Here is a 12,893-nt window from a genome sequence, read left to right on the forward strand (position 1 = left end):
GACCGGCTCGTCCGCATCCCGAGCGGCAGCAAGACCACCACCGCCGAACCCGTGCCCGGCGCGCTCGGCGAGGGCAGCCGCGCACTGCGCTCGGTGGCCGTCTCGCGCGACGAGGACACGGCGGCCGGGGTCGGCAGCGACGGCAAGGGGCTCTACGTGGGCTCCCTGACCACGCAGGAGCCGCTCGCCGAGCCCGTGGTGGTCAGCCAGGGCAAGACGGAGAACGACCGCCTCACGGCGCCGAGCTGGGACATCTACGGCGACCTGTGGGTGGCCGACCGTGACCCGGCGAACCCGCGACTGCTGCTCCTCCAGGACGGCGAGGGCGACCCGATTCCGGTGGCGACGCCGGGCCTCGACGGCCGCATCGAGTCCGTGCGGGTGGCCGCCGACGGCGTGCGCGTCGCGCTGGTCGTGGAGAAGGACGGCGAGCAGTCCCTGGTCATCGGGCGGATCGAGCGGGAGGGCGAGGCCGGGCAGCCGCCTTCCGTGACGGTGCGGGAGATGCGGTCCGCGACCCCGCAGTTGTCGCAGATCACCACCATGTCCTGGGCGGGTGACAGCCGGCTCGTCGTGGTCGGGCGCGAGCAGGACGGCGTCCAGCAGATGTCGTACGTCCAGGTCGACGGCTCCACGCCCGAGGTGGCCGCCCCCGACGCCCTGAGCGGGGTGGAGGACATCGCCGCGTCCGAGGACGAGCATCTGCCGCTGGTGGCGTTCTCGGAGGACGGGATCGTGCGGATGGCGAGCGGGGCGCAGTGGCAGAAGGTGGTCAAGGAGGGGTCTTCGCCGGTTTATCCGGGGTGAGATGCGGCCGGGGCGGGTGGGGGCTGGGTGTGGGACGGCCGGGGGCGGGGTCCGGGCGTGAGGGCGGCCTGAGGCCGGGTGGCGTCTGGGCGTGAGTGGCCCGTCACTGGGCGGGTCTGGGGATGAGACGACCTGGGGCGGGATCTGGGTATGGGACCGGCCCGGGGCCGTGGCGGCGTCTGGGCGTGGGACCGGCCCGGCGCGGGGTCTGGGTGTGACGTCCGTGTCGAGTTATCCACAGGTGTTGTCCACAGGGGTGGCGGGTCGGCTTCGGGGTGGGCACAGTGGTGCGTATGCGGAGCTGGTGGCGGGATCTCACGGATCTGGTGCTGCCCGCCGAGTGCGGGGGCTGCGGGGCGCCTCGTGCGGTGCTGTGCGCGCGGTGCCGTACGGCGCTGAGCGGGGGCGTGCCGAGGCGGGTGCGGCCGGTGCCTCAGCCGCGCGGGCTGCCGGTGGTGTACGCGGCGGGGCGGTACGAGGACGAGGTGCGGGCCGCGTTGCTGGCGCACAAGGAGCGGGGTGCGCTGGCGCTGGCCGGGGCGCTCGGTGTGGCGCTGGCGGGGGCTGTGCGGGGAGTGGTCGGGGGCGGGTGTGGGGTGTGGGGCGAGCCCGAGGTGTGGAGCGAGTCGGGGGCGTGGGGTGAGCCTGCGGTATGGGGTGCGCGGGGGACGTGGGGTGGGCCGCAGGTGCCTGTGCTGCTCGTTCCTGTGCCGTCCGCGCGGCGGGCTGTGCGCGCCCGGGGGCATGATCCCGCGAGGCGGATCGCGCTCGCGGCGGCCGGTGAGTTGCGGCGGGGCGGGACGGCGGCGCGGGTCCTCTCGGTGCTGCGGCAGCGGCGGCCGGTGGCCGATCAGGCGGCGCTGAGCGCGGCACGGCGGATGGAGAACCTCGCGGGGGCGCTGACGGTGGCGCGAGGGGCGGGTGAGCTGCTCGTGGATGGCCGGATTGTGCTGGTGGATGACCTGATCACCACGGGCGCGTCGCTGGCGGAGGCGGCCCGCGCGGTGCGGGTGGCGCTGGGGGCAAGGGCCGTCCGGACCGAAACGGGGGGCATGACAGTGGGTGTGGGTGGGAAGTCGATGGGGCAGGGAAGGCCGGTAGGGAAAGGAGCCGGAGAGACGATCTGCGCGGCTGTGGTCGCGGCGCCGCCTGATTCTTTCGAAATAAACAGGAACTGACCGCAAAGTTGCATCGTTGCAGGTAGTGAAGGGGTCAATTCCAAAGAACGGGGGTACGCGGCAGTAGAGGGTGACGACATCCGTCCGGGCGAGATATGTTCGGTTGTGAGAGAAAGGCGCGGGCCCTCCCTCGCATATCCGAATGCCGTGCTGCGGGTTTTCTGCAATGACCCGAGGCCTGCGGGTGGAGATCTCGCCCATGGGGGAGGAGGAGGTGGAAGTCACCGAGTCCGAGGTTCCGGGGCCTCCCGGGATCTGGTGCACAAGGGAGATGCTCCGCCACCGAAGCGGAGCGATCCGGGAACGGAGTTCTGCGTGGACATCGTCGTCAAGGGCCGCAAGACCGAGGTGCCCGAGCGGTTCCGCAAGCACGTGGCCGAGAAGCTGAAGCTGGAGAAGATCCAGAAGCTCGATGGCAAGGTGATCAGCCTCGACGTCGAGGTGTCCAAGGAGCCCAACCCCCGACAGGCCGACCGCAGTGACCGAGTGGAGATCACGCTCCGCTCCCGCGGCCCGGTGATCCGGGCGGAGGCGGCGGCCAGCGACCCGTACGCCGCGCTCGACCTCGCGGCGGAGAAGCTGGACGCGCGGCTGCGCAGGGAGCACGACAAGCGTCACACACGCCGAGGCGTCCGCCGGCTCACGGCGGCGGAGGTCGCCGACCATGTTCCGGGCGCGGCGACACTCAACGGCAACGACAGCATCTTCGAGGCGGACGAGCCGGAGGTGCCCACGAAGAAGTTCGGCTCGCTCGAAGTGAAAGGCGACGGGCCCCTGGTGGTCCGTGAGAAGACCCACGTCGCTTCCCCGATGACCCTTGACCAGGCCCTCTACGAGATGGAGCTGGTCGGGCACGACTTCTACCTGTTCGTCGACTCCGAGACCAAGGAGCCCAGCGTCGTCTACCGACGGCACGCCTACGACTACGGCGTGATCCACCTGCGTACGGACACGATGGTCACCCAGGCGCCCGCGCCCGACGCGGGCGGGTCGCTGGGTCGCTGACCTCCCCGGACGGCAGCGATGCCGGTGCCCCTGGAGTGCGCGTGCGCCCCCAGGGGCACCGGTGCGACCGGTTCGCGCCCCGCTGGGTGACCGCGGTGTCGTTCAGGCATGAAATCATGGCCGCAACGGCTCAACCGGTGGGTCGTTGCCTTGGGTTGGCGATGGCACAGGACCACAGGCCACAGCCTTCAGGGGGAGGAACGATGGCGGACAGCTTCGGACCCATGCAGGACGGGGGCGCCCACGTCGGCGTCGCCGCCGAGAGCCCGGACACGGGCGGGTCACGCAAGGAGCCGATCCGTGTCCTGGTCGTCGATGATCATGCCCTCTTCCGGCGCGGACTGGAGATCGTGCTCGCGGCCGAGGAGGACATCCAGGTCATCGGAGAGGCCGGGGACGGCGCCGAGGCGGTCGACAAAGCGGCCGATCTGCTGCCCGACATCGTGCTGATGGACGTACGGATGCCCAAGCGCGGCGGGATCGAGGCGTGCACCTCCATCAAGGAGGTGGCACCCAGCGCGAAGATCATCATGCTGACGATCAGCGATGAGGAAGCGGATCTCTACGACGCGATCAAGGCGGGCGCGACCGGCTATCTGCTCAAGGAGATCTCCACGGACGAGGTCGCCACGGCGATCCGCGCGGTGGCCGACGGGCAGTCCCAGATCAGTCCGTCCATGGCGTCCAAGCTGCTCACCGAGTTCAAGTCGATGATCCAGCGCACCGACGAGCGGCGGCTGGTGCCCGCGCCGCGGCTCACCGACCGCGAGCTGGAAGTGCTCAAGCTGGTCGCCACGGGGATGAACAACCGGGACATCGCCAAGGAGTTGTTCATCTCCGAGAACACCGTGAAGAACCATGTGCGCAACATCCTGGAGAAGCTTCAGCTGCACTCCAGGATGGAGGCGGTGGTGTACGCGATGCGCGAGAAGATCCTGGAGATCCGCTGACGGGTGGGCCTCGCGGATCTCATGGGTTCTGCGGGCTGGGCGAGTCCGGAGTCGGTGACTGGCGAATCCGGACTCGGTGATCTGCGGACTCGATGACTGCGGACCTGGTGGCGCGGGGTCACCAGGTCCGCGTCCGCTTCCTGGTGGTCAGCCGAGCAGTACCGCCAGTTCGCTGGTGAGGGCGTCGCGCAGGTCCGGGGAGTCGACGCGTTCCACGCGTACGTCCGTGCAGTTCACCCAGCTCGCCGCCTCCACCAGGGCCTGCGCGACCGCAGGGACGGCCTTGGGGCCGTCGAGGGTGATCTGTCGGGCGACCAGGGTCTGACCCTCGCGGGCCGGGTCGACGCGTCCGACGAGCGTGCCGCCGGACAGGACCGGCATCGCGAAGTAGCCGTGGATCCGCTTCTGCTTGGGGACGTACGCCTCCAGGCGGTGGGTGAAGCCGAAGATCCGCTCCGTGCGCGCCCGCTCCCAGATCAGGGAGTCGAACGGGGACAGCAGCGTCGTACGGTGCCGTCCGCGCGGTGTGGTCGCCAGGGCCGCCGGGTCCGCCCAGGCCGGTTTGCCCCAGCCCGCCACCGAGACCGGGACCAGGCCGGAGTCGGCGATCACCGCGTCCACCTGCTCGCCCTTGAGACGGTGGTAGTCGGCGATGTCCGCGCGGGTGCCGACACCGAGGGCCTCGCCGGCCAGGCGGACCAGACGGCGCAGGCACTCCGCGTCGTCCAGATCGTCGTGCAGCAGTGCCTCGGGGACCGCGCGCTCGGCCAGGTCGTACAGCCGCTTCCAGCCGCGGCGCTCGACGCACACCACCTCGCCGTACATCAGCGCGCGCTCCACGGCGACCTTGGCGCCCGACCAGTCCCACCACTCGCTGGTGCGCTTGGCGCCGCCCAGCTCCGTCGCCGTGAGCGGGCCCTCCGCGCGGAGCTGCTTGATCACCTGCTCGTAGACGCCGTCCGGCAGGTCGTGGCCCCAGTGCGGGCGCTCGCGGTAGGCGCGGCGGCGGAAGGCGAAGTGGGGCCACTCCTCGATGGGCAGGATGCAGGCCGCGTGCGACCAGTACTCGAAGGAGTGGGTGTCGGTCCAGTACGCCCGCTCCACCGTCTTGCGGCCGACCGCGCCCAGGCGCGCGTACGGCACGAGTTCGTGGGAACGGGCGAGGACGGAGATGGTGTCGAGCTGGACCGCGCCGAGGTGCCGCAGGATGCCACGGACACCGGCCCTGCGGTCGGGGGAGCCGAGAAAGCCCTGGGCGCGCAGGACGATACGGCGGGCCTCTGCCGCGGACAGCTCTGCCAAAGGGCGCGGGGTCGTCATGCCTCCGCACGATAGACGGTGGGTCTGACAACGCGGGCTGAGCTGCGGGTTCGTGGGCGGAGGCGCCCGGATCCGGCGCTTTGGGACCCCGGCCGCCGCGGAATCCGGTGGCCGCGGAATCCGGTGGCCGAGGGATCGGGCGGCTGCGGGATGGCGCGTGCTTCCGGACCGGCTGATCCGGGAGCGCGTGAACCGGGCCGGTGCGGGCGTCGGGATCGTATGGCCGTGGAGGTCAGGTGCGTGGGGCCGGGAGGTAGGGCGCCGTCGACGGCAGGCCCAGGTCCGACGGGAGCAGGGAGCCGATCCAGCAGTCACGGCGTACGCCGTTGTTGTTCAGGCCGGAGCGCAGGACGCCCTCGATGGTGAAGCCGGCCTTCTCGGCGACCGCGCGGGAGGCGTGATTGCCGACCTCCGCGCGCCACTCGACACGGTCCACGCGCGCGTGGACGAACGCCCAGCGGGACGCGGCGACGGTCGCCTCGGTGGTGTAGCCGTGGCCGCGGTGGTCCTTGTCCGCCCAGTAGCCGATCTCGCCGACTCCCAGGGAGCGCATGGTGATGCCGAGCATGCCGGTCAGGCCGCCCTCGGGCAGGAAGACGCCGAAGGTGAACATCGAGCCGGCCGCCCAGCCGTCCGGCGACGCCTGCCGGACGAAGCTCTCGGCGTGTTCGGGGAGGTAGGGCGAGGGGATCGTGGTCCAGCGCTGGATGTCGGGGTCCTGGCACGCGGCGTACACCACGTCCGTGTCGTCCGGGCCGACCGCGCGCAGCCGCAGCCGGTCGGTGCTCAGCGTGACGGGTTCCATGGGCAGATTCTGCGCGCGGCGGCGGAAGGGCCGCCATCGCTTTGCCGTGTGTGATCGGGTGATCACCATCCGCGAAAATGCCCGCCGTGATCCGGCACCATCCGCGAATCCCGACCGTTGTGCCCTGTGAACGGGTGGATCGCCGACGGATCCGGGACACAGCCGGACCGGGTCATGGCGGGATCCGCGCCCGGCTTCAGCTGCGGAAGTGAAGACGATGGCCGCCGTCGGTTCTGCGGGCCTCCCGGTGCGGGCGGGTCCTCGCATACGATGGCCGTTGCTCCGTCATGTCCAATGGAAACCGACCGTCCCAGGCCCGACCGGCAAGGAGACCAACCCCCGTGTCCGTCCTCTCGAAGATCATGCGTGCAGGCGAAGGCAAGATCCTGCGCAAGCTGCACCGCATCGCGGACCAGGTCAACTCCATCGAAGAGGACTTCGTCGACCTCTCCGACGCCGAGCTGCGGGCCCTCACCGATGAGTACAAGCAGCGCTACGTCGACGGTGAGACCCTGGACGACCTGCTGCCCGAGGCGTTCGCCACCGTGCGCGAGGCCGCCAAGCGCGTCCTCGGCCAGCGCCACTACGACGTGCAGATCATGGGCGGTGCCGCCCTGCACCTCGGCTATGTCGCCGAGATGAAGACCGGTGAGGGCAAGACCCTGGTCGGCACCCTGCCGACGTATCTGAACGCGCTGTCGGGCGACGGCGTGCACCTGATCACGGTCAACGACTACCTGGCCGAGCGCGACTCCGAGATGATGGGCCGCGTCCACAAGTTCCTCGGTCTGGACGTGGGCTGCATCCTCTCCAACATGACGCCGGCCCAGCGCCGCGAGCAGTACAACTGCGACATCACCTACGGCACGAACAACGAGTTCGGCTTCGACTACCTGCGCGACAACATGGCCTGGTCGAAGGACGAACTCGTCCAGCGCGGTCACAACTTCGCGGTGGTCGACGAGGTCGACTCCATCCTCATCGACGAGGCCCGCACGCCGCTGATCATCTCCGGCCCGGCCGACCAGGCCACCAAGTGGTACGGCGACTTCGCCAAGCTGGTCACGCGCCTCAAGCGCGGCGAGGCCGGCCAGCCCCTCAAGGGCCTTGAGGAGACCGGCGACTACGACGTCGACGAGAAGAAGCGCACGGTCGCCATCCACGAGTCCGGCGTCAGCAAGGTCGAGGACTGGCTGGGCATCGACAACCTCTACGAGTCGGTGAACACGCCGCTGGTCGGCTATCTGAACAACGCCATCAAGGCGAAGGAACTGTTCAAGAAGGACAAGGACTACGTCGTCATCGACGGCGAAGTCATGATCGTCGACGAGCACACCGGCCGTATCCTCGCCGGCCGCCGTTACAACGAGGGCATGCACCAGGCGATCGAGGCGAAGGAAGGGGTGCCGATCAAGGACGAGAACCAGACGCTCGCCACGATCACCCTTCAGAACTTCTTCCGCCTCTACGACAAGCTCTCCGGCATGACCGGTACGGCGATGACCGAGGCCGCCGAGTTCCACCAGATCTACAAGCTCGGCGTGGTCCCGATCCCGACCAACAAGCCGATGGTCCGCAAGGACCAGTCGGACCTGATCTACCGCACCGAGGTCGCCAAGTTCGACGCGGTGGTCGACGACATCGCCGAGAAGCACGAGAAGGGCCAGCCGATCCTGGTCGGCACCACCTCGGTCGAGAAGTCCGAGTACCTCTCGCAGCAGCTGTCCAAGCGCGGCATCCAGCACGAGGTGCTCAACGCCAAGCAGCACGACCGGGAGGCGCAGATCGTCGCCCAGGCCGGCCGCAAGGGCGCGGTGACCGTGGCGACCAACATGGCCGGCCGTGGTACGGACATCAAGCTCGGCGGCAACCCCGACGACCTCGCCGAGGCCGACCTGCGTCAGCGCGGGCTCGACCCCGAGGAGCACATCGAGGAGTGGGCCGCCGCGCTGCCGGCCGCCCTGGAGCGGGCCGAGAAGGCGGTGCGGACCGAGTTCGAGGAGGTCAAGGACCTCGGCGGCCTGTATGTGCTGGGTACCGAGCGGCACGAGTCGCGCCGTATCGACAACCAGCTGCGCGGTCGTTCCGGCCGTCAGGGCGACCCGGGCGAGTCCCGTTTCTATCTCTCCCTCGGCGACGACCTGATGCGGCTGTTCAAGGCGCAGATGGTCGAGCGCGTGATGTCCATGGCGAACGTCCCGGACGACGTGCCGATCGAGAACAAGATGGTCACGCGCGCGATCGCGTCCGCGCAGTCACAGGTCGAGCAGCAGAACTTCGAGACCCGTAAGAACGTCCTGAAGTACGACGAGGTCCTCAACCGGCAGCGTGAGGTCATCTACGGCGAGCGCCGCCGTGTCCTGGAGGGCGAGGACCTGCACGAGCAGGTCAGGCACTTCATGGACGACACGATCGACGCCTATGTCGGCGCCGAGACCGCCGAGGGCTTCGCCGAGGACTGGGACCTGGACCGGCTGTGGGGCGCCTTCAAGCAGCTCTACCCGGTGAAGGCCGACGTCGACGCGATGGAGGAGGAGGCCGGGGACCGGGCCGGGCTGACCGCCGAGTTCATCGCCGACTCCATCAAGGACGACATCCACCAGCAGTACGAGGCGCGTGAGGAGCAGCTCGGCTCCGAGATCATGCGCGAGCTGGAGCGCCGGGTGGTGCTCAGCGTGCTGGACCGCAAGTGGCGTGAGCACCTCTACGAGATGGACTACCTCCAGGAGGGCATCGGCCTGCGCGCGATGGCCCAGAAGGACCCGCTGGTCGAGTACCAGCGCGAGGGCTTCGACATGTTCACCGCCATGATGGAGGGCATCAAGGAGGAGTCCGTCGGCTATCTGTTCAACCTGGAGGTCCAGGTCGAGCAGCAGGTCGAGGAGGTCCCCGTCGAGGACGCCAAGCCGTCCCTGGAGAAGCAGGACGCCGTGCCGGCACAGGCGGGCGCGCGTCCCGAGATCCGTGCCAAGGGCCTGGACGCCCCGCAGCGGCGGAACCTGCACTTCTCGGCGCCGACCGTGGACGGCGAGGGCGGCACCATCGAGGGTGACTTCACCAACGACGACGAGCCGGTGCGGTCGGAGGCCGACGGCCTCACCCGCGCGGAGCGGCGCAAGCAGGCGCGGGGTGGGCGGCGTCGGAAGAAGTAGGCGCCGCGCGGCGTGATCGTGGCGGCGCCTGGGGCGTCGTGGCGGTGTAGCGGCACAGCGTCGTAGCGGAATGGGTGGGCCGGTCTCCTGGGGAGGCCGGCCCTTCTGTGTCGGGCGTCATCGCCCCTTTGCCGTCGGCCTGTTCGGGGCCTTTGTCATCGGCTCCTTGCCAATCACCTTCTTCCGCGTCGGCCGGTCTTGGTCCGGCTCGTGTGATGGGGCGGGGTGCCCTTAGCCGTTCTGGTGCCGGGTGTGGTCAGTCGCTCCGGTTCTGGGGGAGCGGGGGGCCGCCGAGGTCGACCGCGGTGCAGCGCCAGCGGCGGTCGTCGCCCAGTTCCAGGCGGAAGGCCATCGCGCGCAGGCGGTCGCCGGCGCCGATCCGCGCGAAGACCTCGATGGCGCCCGGTCCGGCCTCGTACCAGCCGATCTCGCGCAGGACGGGGCGGACGCCTCGGGTGGTGCGCAACGGGCCGCGTTCGGCGAGCCAGGCCAGTTCGTCGTAGGCGCGGCCGGAGGTGAGGCCGAGCATGTAGTGAACGGGGCGGGCGCCGCTGAGGACGGCCAGGAGGCGCTCGGCGAAGGGTTCGGTGGGGAGGGCGGGCCGGGGCCCGCGTGGGGCCTGGTGGGGGACTGTGGGGGTGGTGGGCGTGGCTCCCGTGCCTGTGCCAGGGGTGGTGATGGGGGCCGGAGGTGAGGTCGGCATGGGGGTCAGGGGTGAGGCCGGTGGTGTGGTCGGGGTGGTGGTGCCTGCCGGTGTGCCCGGGCCCGGGCGCCTGACGCCCGGGAAGCGGGGTGGGGCGGTGCCGGGGCGGCGGGAGTCGCGGCGGCCCGGCGGGCGGGTGCGTGAGGGGCGCTGTGCGTGTGCCTGGGCCCTGGTCATGACCTTGTTCATGGTGATCCCCGTTCGGTCGGCCGCCCGTCTCTTACTGGGCGGTAACTTCCTGTTGGGGATCTTGTGCGGATGAGGCCGGGGCGGCAAGCGGGCCTCTCGCCGGGCTCGGGCGTCTCGCAAGTCACCTATCAGGGTGATCTTTGGGGCGTCATGCCTGGTGGGGTGGGTGTGGGGTGGTGGTTTTGCGGCGTCGGGTTGACGCTTCCGGGTGGGTGGGCAGGGACTCGAAAGGGGACTCCCCGGACGTATCCTGAAGGGCGCGCCGGTGGTTCTTCGGGCTCTTGCCGGGGTGCTGTGAGCTTGTTGTGAGCCCTTCGACCATGAAAGCGGCCAGCCATGCGCGTCTACGTCCCCCTGACCCTCCCCGGTCTCGCCGAGGCGTACAAAGCGGGCGAGCTGGGGGCCGGGCCGGTCGTCGCGTACGCGGTGACGCCCGGTCTGCGGGAGTGGTACCTCTCCGACGACATCGAGGAACTGGAGTACGCGGCGCTGAACCGGGCGGCGCTGGCCTCGCTGCGGCTGATCGCGGCCGACCCGGATGCCGTACGGCGGCGGGTCGTGGTCGCCGTGGACGTACCGGACGGGACGGCGGTCGCGGATCCCGACCGGGGGCTGGATCCGGCCGTGCTGGGCGAGGTGCGGATCGCCGGGGCGGTGGCGCTGGACAGGGCGGCGGCCGTGCATGTCGACGCCGGGGACGCGGTGGCGGACGTGGCCGCGGCCACGGAGGCGCTGGCCGCGGCGGACGGCGGGGACGACGACGCGCAGTTCGTGGTGGACGGGGCGGAGGACCATGAGCTGCTGTGGTTCGCCACGCAGGAGATCGCTCAGCTGGTGGGGTCGGGGGACTGAGGGGTTTTCGGTGGGTGCGGGCGGGGCTGGGCCGGGCCGTTCTGCGGTGGGGTCCCGTGCCACGGGCTGTCACCGGATGCCACCGGATCGCCTCTGAGCTGGGGTTCTCATGATTGTCAGTGGCGGGGGGTACGTTTTCTGGCATGGGGATGCAGACAGGGGCGCACATCGTCTGGGACTGGAACGGCACGCTGTTCCACGACAATGACGCGATCATCGGGGCGACGAACGCGGCGTTCGCCGAGCTGGGCCTGGAACCGCTCACGATGGAGGAGTACCGGGCGCTGTACTGCGTGCCGGTGCCGAAGTTCTACGAGCGGCTGATGGGGCGGCTGCCGACCGAGGCGGAGTGGGAGGTCATGGACGTGACCTTCCAGCGGTACTACACGGAGCACCGGGTCGGGTGCGGGCTGACCGACGGGGTCGGGGACCTGCTGACCGGGTGGGGGTCGGCGGGGCGCAGCCAGTCGATCCTGAGCATGTACGGGCATGACGACCTGGTCCCGCTGGTGCGCGGGTTCGGGATCGAGAGCCACTTCCTGCGGGTCGACGGGCGGACCGGGCCGTCCGGGGGCAGCAAGGCCGAGCACATGGTGCGGCATCTCGCCGCCCTCGGCGGGGTGGAGCCGGGGCGCACGGTGGTGATCGGGGACGCCGCGGACGACGCGGTGGCGGCACGGCACGCGGGGGCGCGGGCCGTGCTCTACACCGGGGGGTCGCACAGCCGGGCCAGCCTGGAGGAGACGGGGGTGCCGGTGGTGGACACGCTGGCGGAGGCTGTCGCGGAGGCGGGCCGAATAGCGACGTAGCGATGCAGGGCGTCGTGCGTTGTGCGCGGGGTGACCTGATGTGCCCCGGGTGTGCGTGACGCGCGGCGGGTGCCTGACGCCGTGGTAGGCGCGTGACGGGCGGCAGGTGCGTGACGAGCGGCAGACGCGTGACGGGCGGCAGGTGCGATACCTGGCAGGTGCGTGACGCGTCGCGTACCTGCGTGAGGTGCCGCGCGCCTGTTGCGACGCGCCGCCGCCCCGCGGATCAGGTCACCGGCGACTTCGCGCGGAGGACCTTCAGGAACTCCCGCATCCAGGCCGGGTGGTCGGGCCAGGCGCGGGAGGAGACGAGGGTGCCGTCGACGACCGCCTCGGTGTCCTGGAAGGTGGCGCCGGCGGACTGCATGTCGATCTCCAGGGCCGGGTACGCGGTGACGCGGCGTCCCCGGAGGCCATCGATCGCGGCGGTCAGCAGGGGGCCGTGGCAGATCTGGGCGACCGGCTTGTCGGCGTCGAAGAACGACTTGAGGATCTTGCGCAGCTCGGCGTCGTTGCGCAGGTACTCGGGGGCCCGGCCGCCCGGGATCACCACCGCGACGTACTGGCCGGGGTCCACCTCGGAGAACGCCAGGTCGGCGGGCCAGGTGTAGCCGGCCTTCTCGGTGTAGGTGTCGAAGCCGGGTTCGAAGTCATGGACGACGAACTGGAGCTTCTTGCGGGTCGGGGCGGCGATGTGGACCTCGTAGCCCTCTTCCAGAAGACGCTGGTAGGGGTAGAGGACTTCGAGGGATTCCGCGGCGTCGCCGGTGAGAATCAGGATCTTGGGGGGTGTGGGGGAATGCGGGGACGCGGTGGAAGCGGGGGACATGAGGGCTCCTTCGGATCGGTTCGTACTGTCGAGAACGTGCCGTGTCCTGCGGTGCTTGCCAAGGGGACGCGCCGATTTCCGGGCAGGGGGTGGTGCGCCGGTCCGCGCGCAGGCGATACGCCGAACACCCTCCGGCCCCGCACGCCCCCACCCGGCCTTCCTACGCCGATCACCGTACGGCGGCCACGCTCACACGGCACGGGTGCTCCACATCTGTGCAGAACGTCAAAGTTCCGGGTGTGGTTTTGTACACATACGGCTCATGACGGGGGGCCGGTAGGGCGAGATAGCCTG

At 70.4% G+C, this 12,893-nt stretch carries 11 protein-coding genes; 7 read left to right on the forward strand and 4 right to left on the reverse strand.

The features are described from left to right. The 4 genes from ACFXAZ_RS28165 to ACFXAZ_RS28180 form a co-directional block, all read left to right on the forward strand. On the forward strand, window positions 1-807 hold an 807-nt coding region (locus tag ACFXAZ_RS28165), incomplete at its 5' end, for an LpqB family beta-propeller domain-containing protein (protein WP_384596896.1). A 293-nt stretch (window positions 808-1,100) separates the two neighbouring features. Beyond that, the gene (locus ACFXAZ_RS28170) at window positions 1,101-1,985 is read left to right on the forward strand and encodes a ComF family protein (RefSeq protein WP_384596898.1); all 885 of its coding nucleotides are present in this window, start codon (window positions 1,101-1,103) and stop codon (window positions 1,983-1,985) included. Between the two features lie 315 nt (window positions 1,986-2,300). Continuing rightward, window positions 2,301-2,990 (forward strand): ribosome hibernation-promoting factor, HPF/YfiA family, encoded by a 690-nt coding sequence (hpf, locus tag ACFXAZ_RS28175; RefSeq protein WP_382681153.1) that lies wholly within the window; start codon window positions 2,301-2,303, stop codon window positions 2,988-2,990. 203 nt (window positions 2,991-3,193) lie between these two features. Then, window positions 3,194-3,940: a response regulator gene (locus ACFXAZ_RS28180; RefSeq protein ID WP_384596900.1), complete on the forward strand. Its 747-nt coding sequence runs from the start codon at window positions 3,194-3,196 to the stop codon at window positions 3,938-3,940. Window positions 3,941-4,087: 147 nt separating this feature from the next. Here the strand turns inward: ACFXAZ_RS28180 and ACFXAZ_RS28185 are convergent, their stop codons facing one another. After that, window positions 4,088-5,260: a winged helix-turn-helix domain-containing protein gene (locus ACFXAZ_RS28185; protein ID WP_384596902.1), complete on the reverse strand. Its 1,173-nt coding sequence runs from the start codon at window positions 5,258-5,260 to the stop codon at window positions 4,088-4,090. 232 nt (window positions 5,261-5,492) lie between these two features. Next, the gene (locus ACFXAZ_RS28190; protein WP_384596904.1) at window positions 5,493-6,065 is read right to left on the reverse strand and encodes a GNAT family N-acetyltransferase; all 573 of its coding nucleotides are present in this window, start codon (window positions 6,063-6,065) and stop codon (window positions 5,493-5,495) included. 341 nt (window positions 6,066-6,406) lie between these two features. Between ACFXAZ_RS28190 and secA the strand changes: the two genes are divergently transcribed. After that, window positions 6,407-9,217, forward strand: a complete 2,811-nt coding sequence (secA, locus tag ACFXAZ_RS28195; RefSeq protein ID WP_384596906.1) for a preprotein translocase subunit SecA — start codon at window positions 6,407-6,409, stop codon at window positions 9,215-9,217. A 256-nt stretch (window positions 9,218-9,473) separates the two neighbouring features. Here secA and ACFXAZ_RS28200 read toward each other — a convergent pair whose 3' ends face one another. Then, complete coding sequence (locus ACFXAZ_RS28200) at window positions 9,474-10,109, reverse strand: Rv3235 family protein (RefSeq protein WP_384596908.1); 636 nt, start codon at window positions 10,107-10,109, stop codon at window positions 9,474-9,476. Between the two features lie 336 nt (window positions 10,110-10,445). Between ACFXAZ_RS28200 and ACFXAZ_RS28205 the strand changes: the two genes are divergently transcribed. Together ACFXAZ_RS28205 and ACFXAZ_RS28210 are read left to right on the forward strand one after the other, a co-directional pair. Further along, window positions 10,446-10,961: a DUF6912 family protein gene (locus ACFXAZ_RS28205; protein ID WP_384596910.1), complete on the forward strand. Its 516-nt coding sequence runs from the start codon at window positions 10,446-10,448 to the stop codon at window positions 10,959-10,961. A 143-nt stretch (window positions 10,962-11,104) separates the two neighbouring features. Next, complete coding sequence (locus tag ACFXAZ_RS28210; RefSeq protein WP_384596912.1) at window positions 11,105-11,770, forward strand: HAD family hydrolase; 666 nt, start codon at window positions 11,105-11,107, stop codon at window positions 11,768-11,770. Window positions 11,771-11,996: 226 nt separating this feature from the next. Here the strand turns inward: ACFXAZ_RS28210 and ACFXAZ_RS28215 are convergent, their stop codons facing one another. Then, window positions 11,997-12,599 (reverse strand): DJ-1/PfpI family protein, encoded by a 603-nt coding sequence (locus tag ACFXAZ_RS28215; RefSeq protein ID WP_384596914.1) that lies wholly within the window; start codon window positions 12,597-12,599, stop codon window positions 11,997-11,999. Between the last annotated feature and the right edge of the window lie 294 nt (window positions 12,600-12,893).

This window comes from Streptomyces sp. NPDC059477 (genome assembly GCF_042749375.1).
Lineage (GTDB): Bacteria > Actinomycetota > Actinomycetes > Streptomycetales > Streptomycetaceae > Streptomyces.